Origin of the sequence: Aquabacterium sp. OR-4 (assembly GCF_025290835.2) — a bacterium.
Classification (GTDB): domain Bacteria; phylum Pseudomonadota; class Gammaproteobacteria; order Burkholderiales; family Burkholderiaceae_C; genus Pseudaquabacterium.
Genome location: NZ_JAOCQD020000001.1, coordinates 2130136 through 2153071, shown reverse-complemented (window position 1 = coordinate 2153071; position 22936 = coordinate 2130136). Strand labels below are relative to the sequence as shown.

At 71.9% G+C, this 22936-nt stretch carries 12 protein-coding genes and 2 riboswitches; of the genes, 7 read left to right on the top strand and 5 right to left on the bottom strand.

What is annotated here, in order from left to right; all coding sequences use genetic code 11:
- Positions 1-34: 34 nt before the first annotated feature.
- From N4G63_RS09350 to N4G63_RS09335, 4 genes are all read left to right on the top strand, one after another.
- Entirely contained in the window at positions 35-2002 is a 1968-nt protein-coding gene (locus N4G63_RS09350) for a methyl-accepting chemotaxis protein (protein WP_260788036.1), read from the top strand.
- A gap of 23 nt (positions 2003-2025) precedes the next feature.
- Positions 2026-4392 (top strand): methyl-accepting chemotaxis protein, encoded by a 2367-nt coding sequence (locus N4G63_RS09345; protein WP_260788035.1) that lies wholly within the window; start codon positions 2026-2028, stop codon positions 4390-4392.
- 167 nt (positions 4393-4559) lie between these two features.
- Positions 4560-5765 carry an efflux RND transporter periplasmic adaptor subunit gene (locus tag N4G63_RS09340; protein ID WP_314599610.1) on the top strand — a complete coding sequence of 402 codons (1206 nt, stop codon included), beginning with the start codon at positions 4560-4562 and terminating at the stop codon, positions 5763-5765.
- A 24-nt stretch (positions 5766-5789) separates the two neighbouring features.
- Positions 5790-9038, top strand: a complete 3249-nt coding sequence (locus N4G63_RS09335; RefSeq protein WP_314599609.1) for an efflux RND transporter permease subunit — start codon at positions 5790-5792, stop codon at positions 9036-9038.
- Positions 9039-9091: 53 nt separating this feature from the next.
- On the opposite strand, the gene N4G63_RS09330 is transcribed toward N4G63_RS09335, so the two are convergent.
- From N4G63_RS09330 to gcvT, 5 genes are all read right to left on the bottom strand, one after another.
- A complete protein-coding gene (locus tag N4G63_RS09330) occupies positions 9092-11413 on the bottom strand; it encodes a methyl-accepting chemotaxis protein (RefSeq protein ID WP_314599608.1) in 2322 nt (773 codons plus the stop codon).
- 189 nt (positions 11414-11602) lie between these two features.
- Entirely contained in the window at positions 11603-12994 is a 1392-nt protein-coding gene (locus tag N4G63_RS09325) for an L-serine ammonia-lyase (protein WP_314599607.1), read from the bottom strand.
- 22 nt (positions 12995-13016) lie between these two features.
- Positions 13017-15965: an aminomethyl-transferring glycine dehydrogenase gene (gene gcvP, locus N4G63_RS09320; protein WP_314599606.1), complete on the bottom strand. Its 2949-nt coding sequence runs from the start codon at positions 15963-15965 to the stop codon at positions 13017-13019.
- Between the two features lie 64 nt (positions 15966-16029).
- The gene (gene gcvH / locus N4G63_RS09315) at positions 16030-16404 is read right to left on the bottom strand and encodes a glycine cleavage system protein GcvH (RefSeq protein WP_260788031.1); all 375 of its coding nucleotides are present in this window, start codon (positions 16402-16404) and stop codon (positions 16030-16032) included.
- A gap of 49 nt (positions 16405-16453) precedes the next feature.
- A complete protein-coding gene (gene gcvT / locus N4G63_RS09310; RefSeq protein WP_314599605.1) occupies positions 16454-17593 on the bottom strand; it encodes a glycine cleavage system aminomethyltransferase GcvT in 1140 nt (379 codons plus the stop codon).
- Between the two features lie 58 nt (positions 17594-17651).
- Positions 17652-17777, bottom strand: a riboswitch (glycine riboswitch).
- 12 nt (positions 17778-17789) lie between these two features.
- A riboswitch (glycine riboswitch) is annotated at positions 17790-17880 on the bottom strand.
- Positions 17881-18001: 121 nt separating this feature from the next.
- Here gcvT and N4G63_RS09305 point away from each other — a divergent pair.
- The 3 genes from N4G63_RS09305 to N4G63_RS09295 are packed head-to-tail and all read left to right on the top strand — an operon-like array spanning position 18002 to position 22934.
- On the top strand, positions 18002-21016 hold the full coding sequence (locus N4G63_RS09305; protein WP_260788029.1) for a hybrid sensor histidine kinase/response regulator: 3015 nt from the start codon (positions 18002-18004) through the stop codon (positions 21014-21016).
- A 9-nt stretch (positions 21017-21025) separates the two neighbouring features.
- The gene (locus tag N4G63_RS09300) at positions 21026-21589 is read left to right on the top strand and encodes a CoA-binding protein (RefSeq protein WP_314599604.1); all 564 of its coding nucleotides are present in this window, start codon (positions 21026-21028) and stop codon (positions 21587-21589) included.
- A gap of 31 nt (positions 21590-21620) precedes the next feature.
- Entirely contained in the window at positions 21621-22934 is a 1314-nt protein-coding gene (locus N4G63_RS09295) for an O-acetylhomoserine aminocarboxypropyltransferase/cysteine synthase family protein (protein WP_260788028.1), read from the top strand.
- Positions 22935-22936 lie beyond the last annotated feature (2 nt).

Genomic DNA, 22936 nt, shown 5'->3' with positions numbered 1-22936 from the left:
TGCGCTGGGCGCCTCGCTGCGGCAGTGTTTGCAGATGCCCGACTGGATGCGGTACCACGGCGTGTGGGGCCCCGGCGTGCGCCTGCTGCGCAACCAGCCGCTGCGCGTCAAGGCGCTGGTGGTCAGCGTGCTGGTGCTGGGCCTGCTGGGCACCATGCTGGCCCAGCTGCTGGCGCAGGCAGCCGCGTCCTGGCACACCGCCAGTGCCGCGGTGGCGGGTGTGGGCCATGTGCGCACGCTGGCCGTGCTGGAGCGCTCGGTGCGCGACCTTGCTCGCCTGACCCTGATGGCCGAAGCCGGTGCCGACTCGCGCACACTGGATGCCGCGTTCGAGCGCGAGGCCAGCGACATGGCTGCCGTGCAGCGCCTGCTGGCCGACGATGTGTTGACCGTGCCGGCCCTGGCCGCGCAGATGCAGGAGACGCTGCAGCGCCGCAACGAGGTCACGGCCCGCCGCAAGCATGCGGTGGCGGCCGCCCAGCCGGGCATGGCCGGCGCCCGCACCCAGGCGGTGCACGACTATGCGCAGGCCGTGCACACGCTGCGCTCGGCCTATGTGGCGCACTGGACGCCCAGCGTCGACGGCGACCCCGGCAGCCGGCTGTTGCGTGACGGCTTGATCAACCCGGCCTCCGACCTGACCCTGCGCGTGGCCTTCCTGCTCGAAAGCATGCTGCTGCACTGGCCGCAGGCACCGGGCAGCGGCCTGTCGCGCGAGGTGGCCGACCGCCTGGTCGAGGCGCGCACCGTGCTGGCCATTGCGCGGCCGCAGTTCCAGCGCGCCCGCGCCGTGCTGCCGGCGCAGGCGGCACTGCTGGACGAGCAGCTGCTGGTCATCGACCGCCTGCTCGATGCCACCGGCGCCGTGGCACGCAGCCGCCACGGCAGCGGCGACATGACGCTGGCCAGCTACCGCCAGCTGGGCCAGCTGGCGCTCAACGCCGGCGCCCACATCGACACCCTGGGCCTGGGCGAGATCGAGCACCGGCTGGTGGCGCGCGAGGCCGAGCTGCGCCGCCACCTGCTGGCCGAGTGGGTGGGCATCGGCGCCGGCATCTTGATCACGCTGTATGTGCTGGTGTGCCTGTACAAGGTGATGGTGGGCGGCCTGAAATTTCTGTGCGCGCAGGTCGACGAGCTGGGCCGCGGCAACCTGTCGATCCGCCCCACCGGACATGGCCGCGACGAGATCGGCCATGCCCTCAACACGCTGGGCCAGGCGGCCACCAAGATGTCGGCCATGTTCGAGGCCGTGACCCAGGGCGTGTCAGCCGTCTCGCATGCCTCGCGCGAGGTGGCCACCGGCAATGCCGGCCTGTCGGGCAGCTCGGGTGACATCCGCACCGCCATTGGCAACGTGGTCGGGCGCACCGAGAGCTTCACCGACGCGATGGACCAGTGCGGCGTGGCCGTCGAGCGGGTTTCGGGCCATGTGGGCACCATGCGCATCGAGGCCCAGCGCAGCCGCCGCACCATGGCCGAGCTGCAGACCCGCATGCGCTCGCTGCAGGGCAAGAGCCGCGAGATCGCGCAGGTGGTGGCCATGGTCGAAGCGGTGGCCTACCAGACCAAGCTGCTGGCGCTGAATGCTTCGGTCGAGGCCGCCCGTGCCGGCGCCGCCGGCAAGGGCTTTGCGGTGGTGGCGCAGGAGGTGCGCACGCTGGCCAACCGCAGCGAGGCGGCGGCCCAGCGCATCCGCCGCATCCTGGACGCCTCGATTGACGAGATCGAGGAGGGCAGCCGCATCACCGAGCGGGCGGGTGAGCATGTGGGCCGCACCGACCGCGAGATCGAGGCCGTGAACCTGATCGTCGGCGAGATCGTGACCATGGTGCGCAGCGGCCTGGGCCAGTCGCGCGAGGTGCTGCTGATCGCCCGCGATGTCGAGGGCACGGTGGGTGGCAATGCGCGCGTGGTGGCCCAGCTGTCCGACGCCTCGGCCGAGCTGCGCGACCAGGGCGACAGCCTGAAGCGCTCGATCCAGCATTTCGTGCTCGGCTGATGGCCGCGGCAGAAGGAAACATCATGACGTCCAATCGACGCGGCTCCCGTTTGCTGCGGCCCGGCGTGCGCTGGATGCGCCGCATGCGCCTGAGCGTCAAGCTGGGCCTTGCCGCCGCCCTGGTGGCGGTGCCGCTGGTGCTGCTGCTGGCCTTGCAGGTGATGGGCCAGTTCGAGGTGGCGCGCGTCGCGGCGTCCGAGCAGCAGGGCGTGCGCGTGGTCGGCCCGCTGCAGCGGGTGAGCGCCGCGCTGCACCAGTTGGCCGCGCTGCACCAGCGCCGCCAGTCTGGCGAGGCCGGCCTGGACGACGCCCGCACCCAGGCCCGCACCCGCCTGGGCGAGGCCGTGGCCGAGCTTGATCGCCAGGTGCAGGCCACCGGCCTGTTCGATGCCGCCACGCTGTGGCAGCCGCACCGCGACGGTCTGCGCCAGCTGGCCGCCGGCCAGGCCGGCGAAGCCACCGCCGCGGCGCAGGTGGCGGCCATGATGCAGATGCTGCAGATGGTGTCCGAGCGCTCGGGCCTGATCCTCGATCCCCAGGCCGACACCTACGAGCTGATGCTGATGGCCACGCAGCGCACCGCCGCCTGGGCGGGCAACGTGGCCGGCGTGCAGGCCCGCGCGGCGCTGCTGGCCACCACCGGCACCGAGCGCGCCGAGGCGCGCACCGGCACGCAGTGGGTGGTGCATGCGCTGGAGCGGCAGCTGGATGCCATGCGCGTGGAGGTGGAGGCACTGACCCGCGCTGGCGAGCCGCCGCCCGCCAGCTGGCAGCCCGGGCGCGCCAGCAGCGAGCGCCTGGCCGGCCTGGCCACCCAGGCCTTTGCCGAAGCGGCGCCGCCCGAGGCCAGGCCGGCCTTCCTGGCCGCCGCCGATGCCGCCATGGCCGACGCGCTGCGCGTGGGTGCCGAGGTGGCCCAGCGCCTGGACGGCCTGCTCGATGAGCGCGCCGCGCAGGCGCGCCGCAATGCGCTGCTGCTGTGCCTGCTGTGCCTGCTGGCGCTGGCGGCGGTGGCCTACCTGGGCATGGCCCTGGTGCAGTCCACGCTGCAGACCCTGTCGGTGCTGGACGCCGGCATGCGCGCCGTGGCCGACGGCGATCTGGCGCACACCGTCGATGTCAAGGGGGCCGACGAATTGGCCCAGGTGGGCCAGCGCGTCGAGCGCATGAGCGAGCGCCTGTCCTCGCTGGTGGCCGAGATCCGCAGCAGCGCGGTGCGCGTGGGCCAGGCCGGCCAGGCGGTGGCCGAAGACGGCCAGGCGCTGGCCCAGCGCACCGAGCGCCAGGCCAGCAGCCTGCGCGAATCGGTGGGTGCGGTCGACCGCCTGAGCCAGGAGGCCCGCGCCCACGCCGAGGCCGCGCAGACCCTGGATACGCTCACCAACCACCTGCGCGAGCATGTCGAGGCCGGCGGCCGGGCGATGGGCGAAACGGTGGAATCGGTGCGCACGCTGGAGGTCAGCGCCCGGCGCGTGGCCGAGATCAACGGCGTCATCGACGACATCGCCTTCCAGACCAATCTGCTGGCGCTGAACGCCTCGATCGAGGCGGCCAAGGCCGGCGAGGCCGGGCGCGGCTTCTCGGTGGTGGCCGCCGAGGTGCGCAAGCTGGCCCAGCGCTGCGCCGAGGCCGCGGCCGAGGTGCGCGAGCTGATCGAGCAGACCACCACCCAGGTGGGCGATGCCTCGGTGCGCATCCAGGAGGCCAGCGGCCTGCTCGACACCATGGCCGGCAGCGCGCAGGAGGTGTCGCAGCGCCTGCGCAGCATGGCCGAGGCCAGCGTCGAGCAGAGCCACGGGCTGGAGGCGGTGAGCCAGGGTGTGGCCGCGCTGGACGACATCACGCGCGAGAACGCGGTGGCGGTGGAGCGCTCGGCGCAGGCCGCCAAGACCTTGTCGAGCCAGGCCGAGGCGCTGCGCCTGGCGGTGTCGAGCATGCGCCTGCGCCAGGGCACGGCCGACGAGGCCCGCGAGATGGTCGAGCGCGCGCTGATGCACGCGCAGGAGGTGGGCGTGGAGGTGGCGATGCAGGTCTTCAACACCGCCGACGGGCCGTGGGTCGACCGCGACATGTTCCTGTTCGTGTTCGACCGCGGCAACCGCTACCGGGTGGCCGGCGGCCGTCCCGAGCTGCTGGGCAAGGTGATGCACGAGCTGCCGGGCATCAGCTTCGTGCAGGCCGAACACTTTCTCAAGGTGGCCTGGGAGGCCTTCGACGCCGGCTCGGGCTGGATCGAGTACGAGGGCCCGCACCCGCAGGACGGCCGCCCCACGGCCAAGACCGCCTTCGTGGCCGCGCTGAGCGACGACATGTTCATCGGCTGCGGCGTCTACCGCCAGGGCAGCCAGGCCGTCGGCGCCAGCACCCCGGCGGCCCTGACCACCGCCTGAGCCGCTGCGGCGCTGCGCCGGCAGTCCGGCGCAGCGCAACGGGCCGGCCTGCAGTTCATCGTTCCCCCCAAGCGCTTCGTCGCACCGCCCCTGGTTTTTGCGGGGGGCGCTCCTACACTGGCCCCGCTTCACGAGAGCGTGGACAGGACACACAGGAGGACAACACGATGCGCAAGCCCTGGTTGATCGGCATGGGGGGGGTGGTGGCGGTGGCCGCCGTGGTGGCCACCGTGGTGGCGGTGGGTCGCACCCAGGACGGTGCCGCCGCCAAGGCCGCCCAGGCCGCCAGCGGCCCCGGGGCGGCGGCGTCGGCGCCGCTCGTCTTCCGTGCCAACGAGGTGGTGCAGCCGGCGCTGGCCAGCCTGCCGCAGCGCATCGAGTTCAGCGGCCCGCTGGTGGCGCCCAACACCGCCGTGGTGCGGGCCAAGACGTCCGGCACCCTGGTCAGCCTGAGCGTGGCCGAGGGCTCGCGCGTGGCCGCCGGCCAGGCCATCGGCCGCATCGACCAGGCCGAGCTGGCCAGCCGCCTGGCCGAGCGCAGTGCCAACATCGATTCGGCCCGCGCCAGCCTGGCCCAGGCCGAGCGCACGCACGCCAGCAACGAGCGCCTGGCGGCGCAGAACTTCATCTCGCCGGTGGCGCTGGATCAGTCGCGCGCCACGCTCGACGCCGCCCGCGCCGCGCTGCAGGCCAACCAGGCTGCGCTGGAGACCACCCGCGTGGCCGGCCGCGATGCGGTGGTGGTGGCGCCGATTGCCGGCATCGTGGCCAAGCGCCAGGCCCTGCCGGGCGAAAAGCTGGCGATGGAGCAGCCGGTGGTGACCATCGTCGACCTGGCCCAGCTCGAGCTGGCCGGCAGCGTGGGCACGCACGAGGTCACGCGCCTGGTGCCGGGCATGGCGGTGCAGGTGCAGGTGGAAGGCGTGGCCGATCCGGTGGGGGCCAAGCTGGTGCGCATCGCGCCGGCGGCCGAGCCGGGCACACGCTCGATCGGTGTCACCGTGGCGCTGGCCAATCCCAAGGAGCTGCTGCGCGCCGGCCAGTACGCGATGGCCAGCGTGCTGCTGGCCGACGACCGCCAGCGCCTGCTGCTGCCGCTGGCCGCGGTGGGCAGCACCGCCGGCCAGGCCCATGTGTGGGTGATTGACGGCGGCAAGCTGCTGCGCCGCGCGGTCACGCTGGGCCAGCGCGACGAGGCCGGTGGCCGGGTTGAGTTGCTGGCCGGCCTGGACGCGCGCGCCCAGGTGCTGGCCAGCCGCTTTGACAACCTGCGCGAAGGCCAGCCGGCCCAGGTGGGGGCGGCCAGTGCCGGCCGCGCCGCGGCGGTGGCCTCGGCCGCAGCTTCCGGCCCGTCGGCCACCGCGCTGCGCTGAGCCGCGCCACGAGCAGGAGCCGTTATGTGGATCACCCGAGTGTCGATCGCGAACCCGGTGTTCGCGACCATGGTGATGGTGGCGCTGTGCGTGCTGGGCATGTTCTCGTACGTCCGTCTGGGCGTCGAGCAGATGCCCGACATCTCGCTGCCAGGCGCCTTCATCCAGCTGCAGTACCCCGGTGCCAGCCCCGAGGCGGTGGAACGCGAGATCACCAAGCCGATCGAGGAGGCGCTCAACAGCGTCACCGGCGTCAAGCGGGTGGTGTCGCGCAGCTACGAGGGCCGCAGCGAGACCAACGTCGAGTTCAACCTCAGCACCGACATGAACCGCGCCATGCAGGACGTGCGCGACCGCCTGTCGGCCATGCAGAGCGGCCTGCCCAAGGACGCCAAGGCGCCCACCATCGCGCGCTACAACAACGACAACAACCAGCCGGTGGTGGTGCTGGCGCTGCTGAGCGCCAGCCGCAGCGCGCGCGAGCTGTCGCTGATGGCCGAGCAGCAGGTTGAAAAGCGCCTGCAGCGGGTGGAGGGCGTGGCGCGGCTGGAGGTCTCGGGCCTGACGCTGCGCGAGGTGCGCATCGATCTGGACCCGGTGCGCCTGCGCGCCTATGCCGTCACGCCGGCCGAGGTGGCCACCGCGCTGCGCGAGGCCAATGCCGACCAGCCGGTGGGCCTGCTGAGTGACCGCACGCAGGACGCCATCCTGCGCGTCGAAGGCCGGGTGCGTGATCCGCGCCTGTTCGAGCAGATGGTGGTGGCCCACCGCAACGGCCTGGCGCTGCGCCTGGCCGATCTGGGCCAGCTGGTCGAGCGCGAGAAAGAGCCCGACTCGGTGGCCCGCATCAACGGCCAGCGCGCGGTCACCTTCAACGTCTTCAAGCAGCAGGACGCCAACATCGTGGTTGCCGGCGACGCCGTGAAGGCGGCCATGGAGGAGCTGAAGAAGACCCTGCCGCCCGACGTGGAGCTGCGCCTGATCTACGCCAACAGCGACTGGGTGAAAAAAAGCCTCGAGGGCCTGAAGCGCACGCTGGTGGAGGGCGCGCTGCTCACCGTGGCCATCGTGTTCCTGTTCCTGCACTCGTGGCGCAGCACCATCATCACCGGGCTGACGCTGCCGATCGCGGTGATCTCCAGCTTCATCGCGGTGTATGCCTTCGGCTTCACGCTGAACTTCATGACGATGATGGCGCTCTCCCTGTGCATCGGCCTGCTGATCGACGATGCCATCGTGGTGCGCGAGAACATCGTTCGCCACGTGAGCATGGGCAAGGACCACCACACCGCCGCGCGCGAGGGCACCGAGGAGATCGGCCTGGCGGTGATGGCCACCACCTTTGCCATCTGCGCGGTGTTTGTGCCGGTGGCCTTCATGGGCGGGGTGATCGGCAAGTTCTTCTACCCCTTCGGCATCACCGTGGCGGTGGCGGTGGCGGTGAGCCTGTTCGTCAGCTTCACGCTCGACCCCATGCTCAGCAGCGTGTGGCGCGATCCGCCCTCGGCCCGGATGAAGCACTGGCCGGTGGTGGGCCACCTGATCCGCGGCACCGACCGCATGATGGACGGCATGCACACGGTGTACGACCGGCTGATCCGCTGGGCCTTCTCGGCGCGCCGCTGGCGCCTGCCGCTGCCGGCCTGGGGCCGTGGCTTCGATGCCCAGAACCGGCGCGACAAGCAATCGCCGCGGCGCCTGCGCCGCGCCACCATCACGCCGCGCGGCGTGGTGATGGGCGTGGGCGTGCTGTCCTTCGTGGGCGCCATCGGCCTGGCGCCGCTGGTGGGCAGCGAGTTCATCCCCGAGGTCGACCAGGGCTTCACCCAGCTGGCACTGCGCATGCCCGAGGGCTCGAGCCTGGAGCGCGGCGATGCCAAGGTGCGCCAGGTCGAGGAGATCGTGCTGGCCATGCCCGAGGTGCAGTCGCTGTCCACCTGGGTGGGCGGCGCCGGCCAGCGCAACCAGGCCTGGCTGAACATCGCGCTGAAGGAGCGCAAGCAGCGCGAGCGCAGCCAGAAGCAGATCGAGGAGGCCATCCGCGCCAAGGTGGCCAACATCCCGGGCGTGGAGTCGGCACTGGGCTTCAACCGGCCGATCTACGTGGCCATCCTGGGCAGCGACCCCGAAGGCCTGGCCAAGGTGGCCACCGACTTTGCCGAGAAGGTCAAGAAGATTCCCGGCACGGTGGACGTGGAGGTGTCGGTGCGCCCCGGCATCCCGGCCTATGCGGTGCGGCTCAAGCCGGCCGCGGTGCGCGAGCTGGGGCTCACCGCGCCGCAGCTGGCCTCGAGCCTGCGCGCCTATGTCAACGGTGAAACCGCCACCTACTGGACCACGCCCGACGGCAACCAGGTGGACGTGGTGCTGCGCCTGAACCAGAGCCAGCGCGAGCGCGTGGAGCAGCTGCGCGGCCTGCCGGTGGCCTTTGCCAAGGACGGCACGCCGATCACGCTGGAATCGGTGGCCACCATCGAGCAGGTGTTCAACCCCGAGATCATCCGCCGCCAGAACCTGCAGCGCCGCGAGGCGGTGTTTGCCGGCGTGCAGGGCCGCACCTCGGGCGAGGTGGGCAACGACGTGCAAAAGCTGGTGAAGGACACCCAGCTGCCGCCGGGCTACAGCTTCGACGTGGGCGGCCAGACCAAGGAGCAGGAAGAGGCCTTTGCCGGCATGCTGGGCGCCATGGGCCTGGCGGTGATCTTCATCTACATCGTGCTGGCCAGCCAGTTCGGCAGCTTTGTGCAGCCCATCGCCATCATGGCCAGCCTGCCGCTGGCGATGATCGGCGTGATGCTGGCGCTGCTGCTGTGGCGCAGCACCTTGAACGTGTTCTCGATGATCGGCCTGGTGATGCTGATGGGCCTGGTGACCAAGAACGCCATCTTGCTGGTCGACTTTGCCAACCACGCCCGCAAGGCCGGTGCCACGGTGACCGAGGCGCTGCTGATGGCCGGCAACACGCGCATGCGGCCGATCATGATGACCACCTTCGCAATGGTCTTCGGCATGCTGCCGCTGGCGCTGGCGCTCGACGAGGGTGGCGAGCTGCAGGCGCCGATGGGCCGCGCCATCATCGGCGGCGTGATCACCAGCACCCTGCTCACGCTGGTGGTGGTGCCGGTGCTCTACAGCTACCTGGTGCGCGAGCGCAAGCCGGGCGGGGCGCCGGCCGCCGACGCCGCCGCGTCTGGCACATCACCCGATGCACCCGCGGCCCCGGTGCTGCCCGGCGCGGCACTGCCGCCCTTTGCCGCCGCCGACCGCGACTGACGCGCGCCAGGGCCCTGGGCGGGGTCCGGGCCCAGGCCCGGGCCCAAGCTGGCTCAGGCCGCGACGGTGGATTCGTGCCGGTACACGCCGCAGCCCACCACCTGGCGACTGTCGTAGCGCAGCACGTACGAGGCCTTGGGCTGCACCACGCCGGTCTGCGGGTTGACGATGTCGTACTCGATCCAGCCGCCCTCCTCGGGCACCGACCACAGGTCGGCCACGAACTTGTCGCCGTCGATGCCGGGGATCTCGTGGATGCGCTTGCCCTCGTTCTCGGGCTTGGCGCCGTGCAGCACGTAGCGGCCCTCGCGGTCGATCACCCACACGTAGAGGTCGCGGTCGACAAAACCCTGCTCGGCCGAGTGCAGCGCGCTGGACGCGCCGGCCAGGCCCTGGCCCTTGAGCAGCTCCATCGCCCGCAGCACCAGGGTGCGCGCCTCGTCGGCGCTGCCCTGGCGCAGCCGGATCGAGGCCACCGCGCCCGACAGGCGCTGCGCGCGGTCGACCAGCTCGTGCGAGGCCACGGTGGACACCTCGACCATGGCCGCGTTCTGGCGCGTGATCTCGTCGAGCGCGTTCACGCTGGACGACATCTCCTTCAGGTCGGCACTCTGGCGGGTGCTGGCATCGGCAATCGCGCGCAGCGCGTTCGACACCTCGCGCACGCCGCTGACCAGTGACTCCAGCGCATCGCCCACCTGGCGGGTGCGAACCACCGAGGCATCGACCTGCTCGGTCGAGCGGGCGATCAGCGTGCGCACCTCGCCGGCGGCGGCAGCCGAGCGCTGGGCCAGGCTGCGCACCTCGGACGCCACCACGGCAAAGCCGCGGCCGGCCTCGCCGGCGCGTGCGGCCTCGACCGCCGCATTCAGGGCCAGGATGTTGGTCTGGAAGGCGATGCCGTCGATGGTGCCGATGATCTCGCCCACGCGGCGCGAGCCGGCTTCCAGGTCGGCCATCGAGCCGATGGCCTGGTGCATGGCCTGGCCGCCACTCTCGGCCTGGGTGCGCAGGCGCTCGGTCAGCTCGCTGAGGCGGGTGGCCGACTGGGCGTTGCCGGCCACGGCCTCGCTGAGCTGGCCCACGGTGGACACGGCCTGGCGCAGGCTGGCGGCCTGCTCGTCGGTGCGGATGGCCAGCTGCTGGCTGCTCATCGACACCTGCTCGCCCGACATGCCCACCCGCACCGCGCTGCTGCGGATCTCGGCCACCATCGCCGACAGGCGGTTGTTCATGCGCTCGACCATGCCGCCGATCTGGCTCAGCTCGTCGCGGCCCTGGATCTCGATGTGGTGCGACAGGTCGCCCTCGGCCACGGTGTTCACACCCTGGTGCAGCGTGCGCAGCGCGCCGTGGAAGCTGACGTAGAAGGCCATCGCCAGGTAGGCCGTCAGGCCGATGCCCAGCGCTGCCACGCACAGCTGCAGCAGCGTGGCGCGCTTGATCCGGCTTTCGCGGTCCAGCAGGGCGGCCTGCAGTTCTTCCTCGGCCTCGGCGTTGAGCGCGCGGGTGCTGTCGATGGCGGCGGTGAGGGCATCGAAGTACGGGCCGGGTTCGCCTTCGATGGCCTCGGCACCGAAGACCTTGCGCAGGCGCTCGGCCACGACCTTGGATTCATCGCGGGCGCCGGCCCACTTGGCGGGCTCGGCATGGCCGGTGCGCACCAGGGCGCCGATGCTGAAGGCCACGTCCTCGAGCTGGCGCTGCACCGTGTCGGCCCGGCCGATCAGGGTGGCACGCTCGCCGGCACCGGCATCGCCGCGCGCCAGCACCGCCGCACCCTGGCCGCGGGCGGTGGCCAGGCCTTCGAGCCAGGGCACCATGCGCTGCACGCACAGGTCCATCAGGTAGTAGCTGGCCGCCTCGGGGTCGAGCAGCAGGCCCGAGCGCTCGCCCACATGCAGCACGGCCTGGCGCATGGCCTCGACCTGGGCGCTGTACTGGGCAAACACGGCGTCGCGGCGCAGGTCACCCGGGCCGGCCGCCAGCGTGCGCGCGGCGTCGCGGGCCTGGGCCCACTGCGGCGGCAGCTCGAAATCGTTGTTCTGCGCGTGCACGCGGTCGACCTTGTCGAGCGCCTCGCCCAGCGCCCGTGTGGCTTCGGGCAGGCGGCTGCGGGCGGTGGTGTCGCCCGAGAGTGCGCGCATGCTCAGGTCGCGCTGGGTCTGCACGGCGGTCACGGCGTCGATCATCGTCGTCACCACCCGTGCGCCGGCCAGCTCCAGGCGCACCACGGCCAGATCGGCGACGGCTCGCTGGCCGGCGTTGAGCAGGGTCAGCAACATCGGCGCGGCCAGCAGCAGGCCCATCAGGCCCATCTTGACCGGGATGTTCAGGCGCCGCATCAGCATCACGCCGGGGCGCAGGGGGGACATTCGCCAACGCTGGGCGCTTGAAGTCATGGCCGGTCTCCAAAGGTCTTGCGGATGCCGGGCAGAAGGCCGTCCAGCATCGCCACCATTTTGGCCACCGGCCACCGGCGCAATGCGCCGATCTGGTGCCTGAACCGGGCGCAAATGGCGCCTGCCTGCGCGGCGGGCGGCGCCAGCGCCGGGTGGGCCCGCTCAGCACTCGACGATGTTCACCGCCAGGCCGCCGCGCGCCGTTTCCTTGTACTTGGTGAGCATGTCGGCGCCGGTCTCGCGCATGGTCTTGATCACCTGGTCGAGGCTCACATGGTGGCTGCCATCGCCGCGCAGCGCCATGCGCGCGGCGTTGATGGCCTTGACCGCGGCAATCGCATTGCGCTCGATGCAGGGGATCTGCACCAGCCCGCCCACCGGATCGCAGGTCAGGCCCAGGTGGTGCTCCATGCCGATCTCGGCGGCGTTCTCCACCTGCTCGGGCGTGCCGCCCAGCACCGCGCACAAGGCGGCGGCGGCCATGCTGCAGGCCACGCCCACCTCGCCCTGGCAGCCCACCTCGGCGCCGCTGATGCTGGCGTTCTCCTTGTAGAGGATGCCGATGGCCGCAGCGGTGAGCAGAAAGTCGTGCACGCCCGCATCGGTGGCGCCATGCGTGAAGCGACGGTAGTAGTGCAGCACCGCCGGCACGATGCCGGCCGCGCCATTGGTGGGCGCGGTGACCACGCGGCCGCCGGCGGCGTTCTCCTCGTTGACCGCCAGTGCGTACAGGTTCACCCAGTCCAGCACCTGCAATGGATCTTTCAGCGCGGCATGCGGGTCGGCGGTGAGCTGGCGCTGCAGGTCGGCCGCGCGCCGCCGCACCTTGAAGCCGCCGGGCAGCACGCCCTCTGTTGAGCAGCCGCGCAGCACGCAGGCCTGCATCACCTGCCAGATGCGGTCCAGCCCGGCGTCGATCTCGGCATCGGGGCGCCAGTGGCGTTCATTGGCGCGCATCAGCCGGGCAATGGGCCAGCCGGTGGCCCGGCACAAGGCCAGCAGTTCGGCACCGCTGCGGAAGGGGTGGGGCAGCACCGTGGCGTCGGGCGCGATCACGCGCTGGCGCGAGCCGTCGGCCGCCACCTCGTCGCTGACCACGAAGCCGCCGCCCACCGAGTAGTAGCGCCGCGTGTCCAGCACTGCACCGGCCGCGTCGAAGGCGATGAACTCCATGCCGTTGGCATGAAAGGGCAGGCTCTTGCGCCGGTGGTAGACCAGATCGGTGCGCTCGTCGAAGCCCAGCGCGACACCCCAGGGCAGCGGCAGGCTGCTGCCGGCGCGCACGGCGGCCAGGCGCCCGGCCATGCCGTCCACAGCCACCGTGTCGGGCTCGTCGCCCATCAGGCCCAGCAAGACGGCGGGGCCGCTGCCATGGCCCTTGCCGGTGGCGCCGAGCGAGCCGTACAGCTGGCACTGCACACGCGCCAGCTGCGGCGCCAGGCCCAGCGCCTGCCAGCGCAGCACGGCCATGCGCGCGGCGCGCATGGGCCCCACCGTGTGGCTGCTGCTGGGGCCGATGCCGATCTTGAACAGGTCGAAGACCGAGAGGGCCATGGCGTGGCTCCGGCGAGGTGGCTCAGGCCGCGGTGTCGAGCTCGCTCAGCGGCACACAGTTGCAAAACAGGTTGCGGTCGCCGTAGACGTTGTCGATGCGGCCCACCGGCGACCAGTACTTGCTGGCCTTCAGGCTGGCCAGCGGCCAGGCCGCGTCTTCGCGGCGATAGGCGTGCGTCCACTCGCTGGCGCCCACCACGGCGGCAGTGTGCGGGGCGTGCTTGAGCGGGTTGTCGTCCTGCGGCCAGCCGCCGTTGTGCTGGCCGGCCTCGACCTTGGCGATCTCGCCGCGGATGGCGATCATCGCGTCGCAGAAGCGATCGAGCTCGGCCTTGGGTTCGCTTTCGGTGGGCTCCACCATCAGCGTGCCGGCCACCGGAAAGCTCAGCGTGGGGGCGTGGAAGCCGTAGTCGATCAGGCGCTTGGCCACGTCCTCGGCGCTGATGCCCGAGCTGTCCTTCAGCGGGCGCAGGTCCAGGATGCACTCGTGCGCCACGCCACCACCCTTCAGCGAGGGCACGTTGCTCGAGTAGTGGATGTCGTAGTGCCCGGCCAGGCGGGCGGCCACGTAGTTGGCCGACAGCACGGCGTTCTCGGTGGCGGCGGTCAGGCCGGCGGCGCCCATCATGCGGATGTACATCCAGCTGATCGGCAGCACCGCGGCATTGCCCAGCGGCGCAGCGCTCACCGCACCGGTGGACTGCTCACCGCCGATGCCACCCGTCTTGTGGGCCGGCAGGAAGGGCACCAGGTCATCAACCACGCACACCGGGCCCACGCCCGGGCCGCCACCGCCGTGCGGGATGCAGAAGGTCTTGTGCAGGTTCAGGTGGCTCACGTCGCCGCCAAACTCGCCCGGCGCGGCCAGGCCCACCAGCGCGTTCATGTTGGCGCCGTCCACGTACACCCGGCCGCCGTGGCGGTGCACCATGGCGCACAGGGTCTTGACCTGCGCGTCGTACACGCCGTAGGTGCTGGGGTAGGTGATCATCAGCGCGGCCAGCCGCTCGGCATGCTGGGCGCACTTGGCTTCCAGATCGGCCAGGTCGACCGCGCCGTTGGCATCGCACTTCACCACCACCACCTGCATGCCCACCATCTGGGCCGAGGCCGGGTTGGTGCCATGCGCCGATTCGGGAATCAGGCAGATGGTGCGCTGGTGCTCGCCACGGCTGCGGTGCCAGGCGCGGATGACCAGCAGGCCGGCGTATTCACCCTGCGAGCCGGCATTGGGCTGCAGGCTGATGCCGGCATAGCCGGTGGCCTCGCTCAGCCAGCGGCACAGCTGCTCGTTCAGCTCGGCATAACCCGTCAGCTGATCGGCCGGCGCAAAGGGGTGCACCTGCGCAAACTCGGGCCAGGTGATGGGGATCATCTCGCTGGTGGCGTTGAGCTTCATGGTGCACGAGCCCAGCGGGATCATGCTGCGGTCGAGCGCCAGGTCCTTGTCGGCCAGCTTGCGCAGGTAGCGCAGCATCTCGGTCTCGCTGTGGTGGGTGTTGAACACCGGGTGCGTGAGGTAGGCCGACTGGCGCTGCAGCGCGGCCGGCATCAGCGAGGGCGTGTCGGCCAGCGCCGCCACGCTGGGCAGGCTGCGGCTGTCGTCGCTGAAGATGCGCCACAGCAGGGCGATGTCGTCGCGCGTGGTGGTTTCATCCAGCGTCACGCAGATGTACTCGCCCCAGGCACGGCGCAGGTTGGCGCCCAGGCCCACGGCGCGGGCCATCAGGCGCTCGGTGTCGGCGCCGGTGTGCAGGCACAGCGTGTCGAAGGCACCGCGTTCGAGGTGGTGGGTCTGGGTCAGCGGCACGCCCAGCTCGCGCAGGCCGGCCACCAGGATGCCGAGGTAGCGCGCCACGCGCTGGGCGATGCGCTGCAGGCCCTCGGGGCCATGGTACACGGCGTACATGCTGGCCACCACGGCCGGCAGCACCTGGGCGGTGCAGATGTTGCTGGTGGCCTTCTCGCGGCGGATGTGCTGCTCGCGCGTCTGCAGCGCCAGGCGCATGGCCGGGGCGCCGTGGCTGTCGATGCTGACGCCCACCAGGCGGCCGGGCATGGCGCGCTTGAACTCGTCGCGGCAGGCCATGTAGGCGGCATGCGGGCCGCCGGCGCCCATCGGCATGCCGAAGCGCTGGGTGCTGCCCACGGCAATGTCGGCACCCATCTCGGCGGGCGGCTTGAGCACGGTCAGCGCCAGCAGGTCGGCCACCATGATGAAGGCCGCCTGCTTGCCGTGCACGGTGGCGGCATCGGCGCTCCAGTCGTGCAGCCAGCCGCTGCTGGCCGGGTATTGCACGATGGCGGCAAAGTAGTCGTCGCCGGCCAGTGCGGCGGCCCAGGCCTCGGCCGAATCGGCCTGCCTGAGCGTCAGGCCCAGCGGCTCGGCGCGGGTGGCCAGCACCTCCAGGACCTGCGGGTGCATGTCACCGGCCACCACCAGGGTGTTGCCCTTGGCGCGCACGCTGCGCTTGGCCAGGGTCATGGCCTCGGCGGCGGCGGTGGCCTCGTCCAGCATCGAGGCGTTGGCGATGGCCAGACCGGTGAGGTCGGTGACCATGGTCTGGAAGTTCAGCAGCGCCTCCAGCCGGCCCTGCGAGATCTCGGCCTGGTAAGGCGTGTAGGCGGTGTACCAGGCCGGGTTCTCGAGGATGTTGCGCAGGATGACGCCCGGCGTGTGCGTGCCGTGGTAACCGCAGCCGATGAAGCTCTTGAGCACCTGGTTCTTGGCCGCGATGGCGCGCAGCTCGGCCAGCGCCTGGGCCTCGCTGGCCGGCTCAGGCAGGTTCATCGGCCGGCTGCGCGCGATGGCGGCGGGCATCACCGCGGCAATCAGTGCGGCACGCGAGGCGGCGCCCACGGCGCTGAGCATCTGTGCCTGCTCGGCGGCGTCGGGCCCGATGTGGCGGGCGGCAAATTCGGCGGCATGGCGGGCATGCGGCGGCGCTGGTCGGCGCCAGGCGGGCGCCAACCGGGTTCAGGTCGGTCGGGGGCGGCAGTTCGGGCACGGCGGCGTGGGCGCGGCGCCCGTGGGCTCACAGCGTCTTGAGCAGCGCGTCGTAGGCCGGTGCGTCCAGCAGGGTGTCCAGCTGGGCCGGGGCGCTGACCCGCATCTTGAAGAACCAGCCTTCGCTCATCGGGTCGCGGTTGGCCAGGGCCGGGTCGGCGCGCAGCGCCTCGTTGACCTCGGTCACCTCGCCGTCGACCGGCATGTACAGGTCGGCCGCGGCCTTCACCGACTCAACCACGCCGGCCACATCGCCGCGGGCGTAGCTGCGGCCCACTTCGGGCAGGTCGACGAACACCACATCGCCCAGCGCGTCCTGCGCGTGCAGCGTGATGCCGACGATGGCGGCCTGCGGGTTCTCGATGTTGATCCATTCGTGCTCGGCGGTGAACTTGGTGCTCATGGGTGCGCTCTCGTGGGGCCAGGGATGGGGGGGAAAGGGGTGGAAAAAATCAGCCGCGGTGGTAGCGGTGCGGCGCAAAAGGCATGGGCGAAACGCGCATCGGCAGGCGCTTGCCGCGCACCTCGGCATACACCTCGTGGTGCAGGGCGCCGTGGTTGGCGGCCAGGTAGCCCATGGCGACCGGCTGGCCCACCGTGGGGCCCAGCGTGCCGCTGGTCACGCGGCCCAGCGGGTGGCCATCGGCATCGACCAGCGGCGCGCCTTCGCGCACTGGCACGCGTTCGAGGCCCACCAGGCCGACGCGGCGCACGCCCGGCGGGGTGCCGAATTGCGGGCCGATCACGTCGGCGCCGGGGTAGCCGCCCGCACGCGCGCCACCGGGGCGGCGCACTTTCTGGATGGCCCAGCCCAGGCCGGCCTCGACCGGCGTGGTGCGCTCGTCGATGTCGTGGCCGTACAGGCACAGGCCGGCTTCCAGGCGCAGCGTGTCGCGCGCACCCAGGCCGGCGGGCTTGACCTCGGGCAGCGCCAGCAGCGCCCGCGCCAGCGCCTCGGCCTGGCCGGCCGGCACGCTGATCTCGAAGCCATCCTCGCCGGTGTAGCCCGAGCGGGTGACGAAGCAGTCGGCACCGGCCAGCGTGAAGTCGCCGCCGCTCATGAAGGTGAGACTGTCCACCCCCTCGTTGAGCCGGCGCAGCGCCGTGGCCGCCAGCGGCCCCTGCAGCGCCAGCAGCGCGCGCTCGGGCAGCGGCAGCACCGTGCAGCGGTGGCCGATGTGGGTGATCAGGTGGCGGGTGTCGGCGTCCTTGCAGGCGGCGTTGACCACCACGAACAGGTGATCGTCGCGGCGCGTGACCATCAGATCGTCGAGCAGGCCGCCGGCGGCGTTGGTGAAAAACGCGTAGCGCTGCTTGCCGGGGCCCAGGTCGCAGATGTCTTGCGGCAGCAGGGTCTCGAGCGCGGCGGCGGCGTCGCTGCCCAGCAGCTTGAGCTGGCCCATGTGCGACACATCGAACAGCGCCGCCGACTCGCGGCACTGGCGGTGCTCGGCCAGGATGCCGGCGGGGTACTGCACCGGCATCGCGTAGCCGGCAAACGGCACCATCTTGGCACCGAGTTCCAGGTGCAGGGCGTTCAGCGGGGTGGCGAGCAGCGGGGCGCTGACAGCGGTGGGCGACGGTGCGGACACGGGGCGCATTCCTTCACGGCGAGGGGTTCCGGCACCCATCCGGAAGGCCGGATGGGAAAGACCCCTCGCTGTCCGCTTTACCTGAGAGATTGGCAGCCGCGTGGATGACGCCGACCGCTTGCCCCTTCGGTGGACGAACATCGACGCGCAACGCGCCGGCCCGCCTCTCTCCAGTGAGGAACGCCCCGCTCGCGCGGCGCGCCTGCCAGTCCTTTTGCCTGAGCGTTCGAGGGGGTGCCTCTGCGCCTTCGGCGGCCCCGGGTGGGGCTCTCTCCTGGCAGGGCGCCAGTGTAATGCACGAAATCACGGCCGGCACCCGCACGCGCTGCCCCTGCGCCCGGTGGATGGGCGCTGGCGGCCAAACCGGCGATGATGCGCGTCTTCGCAGCCGTAAGCAGTCGTTTCTCCATGTCGGCCCAGTTTCCCGTTGCCCGCTCGCCAGCGTCGCGCACCGCGGCCCATGCCCCAGCACAGCCCGGCGCGCGCGCGTCGCTGCTGGCGCTGTGGCGCAGCCTCGGGCGCGGGCGGCGCGTGCTGGTGGCCAGCGGCCTGGCGCTGCTGGCGCTCCTGCTGGCGCAGATCGTGGTGCAGGTGCTGCCGCTCGACCATTGGCTGGACCGCCGCCAGGACCTGCAGGCCGCACTGCTGGCGCCGCGCGCGCCGGCCGATGCGGCCCTGGTGGTGGATGTCGACGAAGACAGCGTGCGCCGCATGGGCGCCTGGCCGCTGCGCCGTGACGCCTACGTGCCGGCCGGCCGCTGGCTGCTGGACAACGGCGCCCGCGCGGTGGCCTTCGGCCTGATGCTGGTGGACGCCAAGGACGGTGACGAAAACTTTGCCAGCTGGCTGAACCACACCTCGGCACCGGTGCTGCTGGGCGCGCGAGCCGTGCCAGGCGAGGGCGACCGGCTGGGCATGCGCATGGCGCCGCCCGGCTGCCAGCCAGCCATGCAGGCGGGCTGGCAACTGCCACGCTGGGCCGAGGCCGGTTTGCCGGGGGCCTTGCCGGCGGCACGGCTGGGGGCGCTGTCGGTGCCGGTGGACGAAGACGGCGTTCTGCGCCACCTGCCGCTGTGGCAGCAGGCCGGCGATCTGAGCCTGCCCTTGTTGCCGATGGCCGTGTGGCAGGCGCTGCACCCGGCCCAGGCCGATGCCATGCGCTGCGGCCGGCGCGAGCAGCAGTGGCTGGTGCAGACCCCGGCCGGGCCGCTGTGGGCGCTCGACGACCAACAGCGCGTGCGACCCTGGCTGGCGCGTGCCGACAGTGCGCCGGCGCCGTTGTCGCTGTGGCGGGTGGATGCGGCGGCCGCCGGGCGCCTGCCGGCCGACGAGGCCCAGGCGCTGGCCCATGCCGTGCGTGGCCGCGTGGTGTTTCTCGGCGCCAGCGCCGCGCTGGGCGGCGAGGTGCTCACCGCGCAAGGCCTGCGCAGCGCCACCACCGCGCTGGCCGCGGTCTACGACGCGCTCGAGTACGACCACATGCTGCGGCCACCCGCGGCCGGCACCGACGCCGCGCTGCTGGCGCTGTGCCTGCTGCCCTGGCTGGCGATGGCGCTGCAGGGCTGGCGCGGCGGCCGGGCGCGTGCCTGGCCGGTGCTGGGCGCGGTGGCGGTGTCCCTGCTGCTGCTGCTGGTGGTCGACACCGCGCTGGTGCTGTGGCATGGCCAGCTCAGCCGCATCGGCGCGCCGCTGGCCACCTTGCTGGCGATGGCCGGTCTGGGCCTGTGGCATGCGCAGTTCGAGGCCGCGCGCGAGACGCGCCGCCTGCGCCTGCAGCGCGCCGAGCTGGAAGCCGCCAACCAGGTCAAGAGCGACTTCCTGGCGCACCTGAGCCACGAGATCCGCACGCCGCTGAACGCGCTGCTGGGGGCCGCCGAGATGCTGGCCCAGACCCGCCTCGACGTGCAGCAAAAGCGCCACGTGGCCCTGTTCAGCAGCGCCGGGCAGGATCTGCTGCATATGCTCAACGACCTGCTCGACCTGTCCAAGAGCGAAGCCGGTCTGCTGACCCTGACCCGCCACCCGTTCTCGCTGCCGCGCCTGGTGGCGCAGCAGGTGGCGCTGTTCGAGGCCCGGGCGCAGCAAAAGGGCCTGGTGCTCGATGTCGAGACCGACCCCGACCTGCCCGAGACGGTGATCGGCGACGCCATGCGCGTGGGCCAGGTGCTGCGCAATCTGCTGGGCAATGCGGTCAAGTTCACGCCGGCCGGCACGGTGACCCTGCTGGTGGGCTACGGGCGTGACCGCCAGCACCTGCGCTTCGAGGTGCGCGACACCGGCGTGGGCATCCCGGCCGACCGCATCCACCGCATCTTCACGCCCTATGTGCAGGCCGATCCGGCGCTGGCGCAGAACCTGGGCGGCACCGGCCTGGGCCTGGCCATCTGCAAGCGCCTGGCCGAGGCCATGGAGGGCGAGATCGGCGTGGTCAGCCGCGAGGGCATGGGCTCGTGCTTCCATGTCGAGCTGCCGCTGCCGCCCACCGCCGCGGCGCCCGAGGGGCCGCGCACCTCGCCGCAGGCCACCGATTCGGGCCCGCTGCCGGGCACCGCGATGGCGCGTGGTGGCCGCAGCGTGGTGTCGGTGCTGGCGGCCGACGACAGCCCGCACAACCTGATGCTGCTGCAGGCCTTTGTGGAAGGCTCGGGTTTTCGCATCGACGGCGTGCACGACGGTGGCAGTGCGGTGCGGCGCTTCGAGGCCGACAACTACCGCATCGTGCTGCTCGACCTGAACATGCCCGCGCTGTCGGGGCTGGAGGCGGTGCGTGCGATGCGTGCCTTCGAGCGCAAGCGCCACCGCAAGCCGGCGCTGATCGTGGCCGTCAGCGGCCAGAGCGATCCGTCTGACCTGGTGGCGGCCAAGGAGGCCGGCTTTGACGCCCACCTGGGCAAGCCCTATTCGCGCGCCCAGTTGCTGGCGCTGTTGAACCGGCCGCAGCCGCAGGACGACGGCCCCACCACCCGATCACCCGACAGCACGCTGGGCACCGACCCGCGGCTCAGCGCGCTCGATGCGCTGCCCGACAGCGACCTGCCCTCGGCCTTGCAGCGCCTGGGCGGCGTGCAGCTCTATGACCGGGTGCTCGAAGCGGCCTGCGAGCCGCTGCTGAAGTTCGAGCAGCGCCTCGAGCGCTCGATCGACGCAGTGCCCTGCGACATCGACCGTGCGCAGCGCCTGGCGCACGATCTCAAGTCGCTGGCCGCCACGCTGGGCCTGCCCGGACTGGCCGAAGAATCGGCCCTGCTCGAACGCGCGCTGCGCGACACCGTGTCGCCCGGCGAAGACCCCGCCGTGCGGCGCGCGCGCAGCGCCGTGGCCTCGCGCCTGGTGGGTGTGCGCGAGGTGCTGCTGGCCGGCGGCCTGCACGGCCTGTCGGCGCGCAGCCCGCTGCACTCCACCGACCCCGGCCTGCGCCGCTGAGGGCCGGGCATGGCGGCCGAGCTCGAGCCCGATCGCGAGCGCGAGCGCGAGCGCGAGCCCAAGCCTGAACCGGCCGCTGCCCCGCCCGCGCCCGCCGGGCCCGGTGACGGCCTGAGCGAAGCCGATCTGCGCCAGATCCTGCGGGGCGCCCGCAGCATTGCGGTGGTGGGCCTGTCGGCCGAGTGGCACCGGCCGAGCTTTTTTGCCGCCAGCTACATGCAAGGCAAGGGCTACCGCATCCTGCCGGTGAACCCGCGTTATGCCGGTGGCCAGGTACTGGGCATGCCCTGCGTGGCGCGGCTGGAAGAGCTGGCCGAGCCGGTGGACATCGTCGACGTGTTCCGCAAGACCGACGATGTGCTGCCGATTGCCCGCAGCGCCATTGCGCTGGGCGCCCGTTGCCTGTGGCAGCAGCTGGGTGTGGTCCATGCGCAGGCGCATGACGAAGCCCTTGCCGCCGGCCTGGCCAGCGTGATGAACCGCTGCGTGAAGATCGAACATGCGCGCCTGTTCGGCGGCTTGCATTGGGCCGGCGTGAACACCGGCGTGATCTCGGCGCGGCGGCCCGGCTGATGCGCGGCGCCGACCTGGCCCAACGAAGAACATGAGCGACCGCGTCTTTCGCCCCGAAACCCTGGCCATCCACGCCGGCCAGATTCCTGACCGCGAGACCGGCGCGCGGGCGCTGCCGATCTACCAGACCACCAGCTTCGTGTTCGATTCGGCCGAGCACGCGGCGGCGCTGTTCAATCTGCAGACCTTCGGCAACGTCTACTCGCGCCTGAGCAACCCCACGGTGGCCGCGCTGGAAGAGCGCGTGGCCGCGCTGGAAGGCGGGCGCGCCGCGGTGGCCAGCGCCTCGGGCATGGCCGCCGAGGCCATGGCGCTGATGACCCTGCTGCAGGCCGGCGACCATGTGGTGGCGGCCGGCGCGCTGTACGGCGGCTCGGTGACGATGCTGGCGGTGAGCCTGGCCAAGTTCGGCATCGAGACCAGCTTCGTCGAGGCCACCGACGCGGCCGCCTTTGCCGCGGCCATGCGGCCCAACACCCGGGCCGTGTTTGCCGAAAGCCTGGGCTACCCCAGCCTGGTGGTGCTGGACATTGCCGCGGTGGCCGACGTGGCCCATGCCCACGGCGTGCCGCTGATCATCGACAACACCGTGCCCAGCCCCTTTCTGTGCAACCCTCTGGCGCTGGGGGCCGACATCGTGGTGCATTCGGCCACCAAGTACCTGGCCGGCCATGGCACCACGCTGGGCGGCGTGGTGGTGGATGGCGGGCGCTTCGCCTGGGACAACGGCAAGTTTCCGGGCATGACCGATCCTTCACCCGGCTACCACGGCGTGAAGTTCTACGAGACCTTCGGCGACTTCGGCTTTGCCATGCGCTGCCGCATGGAGACGCTGCGCGTGTACGGCGCGGCGCTGAGCCCGATGAGCGCCTGGCAGATCCTGCAGGGTGTCGAGACGCTGCCGCTGCGCATGGAGCGGCACTGCCGCAATGCGCTGGCGGTGGCCCGGCACCTGCAGCGGCACCCGCGGGTGAGCTGGGTCAACTACCCCGGCCTGCCCGAGCACCCGCAGCATGCACTGGTGCAGCGTCAGATGCGCAGCCTGGACGGTGCGGCGGGCGCGCTGTCCGGCGCCTCGGGTCTGCTGGCCTTTGGCGTGGTGGGGGGCGCGGCGGCGGGTGAGCGCTTCATCGGCGCAGCGCGCTTCATGAGCCACCTGGCCAACATCGGCGACACGCGCACGCTGATCATCCACCCGGCCAGCACCACGCACCGCCAGCTCAGCCAAGCGCAGCAGCTGGCGGCCGGCGTGCGGCCCGACATGGTGCGCCTGTCGGTGGGCCTGGAGCATGTGGACGACATCCTGTGGGACATCGACCAGGCGCTGGCGGCCTCGGCCGGCTGAGA

Bases quoted from the DNA above. Each gene is read 5' to 3' on its own strand.
- N4G63_RS09350 (WP_260788036.1), top strand. From the start codon at position 35: ATGCCCGACTGGATGCGGTACCACGGCGTGTGGGGCCCCGGCGTGCGC.
- N4G63_RS09345 (WP_260788035.1), top strand. From the start codon at position 2,026: ATGACGTCCAATCGACGCGGCTCCCGTTTGCTGCGGCCCGGCGTGCGC.
- N4G63_RS09340 (WP_314599610.1), top strand. From the start codon at position 4,560: ATGCGCAAGCCCTGGTTGATCGGCATGGGGGGGGTGGTGGCGGTGGCC.
- N4G63_RS09335 (WP_314599609.1), top strand. From the start codon at position 5,790: ATGTGGATCACCCGAGTGTCGATCGCGAACCCGGTGTTCGCGACCATG.
- N4G63_RS09330 (WP_314599608.1), bottom strand. From the start codon at position 11,413: ATGTCCCCCCTGCGCCCCGGCGTGATGCTGATGCGGCGCCTGAACATC.
- N4G63_RS09325 (WP_314599607.1), bottom strand. From the start codon at position 12,994: ATGGCCCTCTCGGTCTTCGACCTGTTCAAGATCGGCATCGGCCCCAGC.
- gcvH (WP_260788031.1), bottom strand. From the start codon at position 16,404: ATGAGCACCAAGTTCACCGCCGAGCACGAATGGATCAACATCGAGAAC.
- N4G63_RS09305 (WP_260788029.1), top strand. From the start codon at position 18,002: ATGTCGGCCCAGTTTCCCGTTGCCCGCTCGCCAGCGTCGCGCACCGCG.
- N4G63_RS09300 (WP_314599604.1), top strand. From the start codon at position 21,026: ATGGCGGCCGAGCTCGAGCCCGATCGCGAGCGCGAGCGCGAGCGCGAG.
- N4G63_RS09295 (WP_260788028.1), top strand. From the start codon at position 21,621: ATGAGCGACCGCGTCTTTCGCCCCGAAACCCTGGCCATCCACGCCGGC.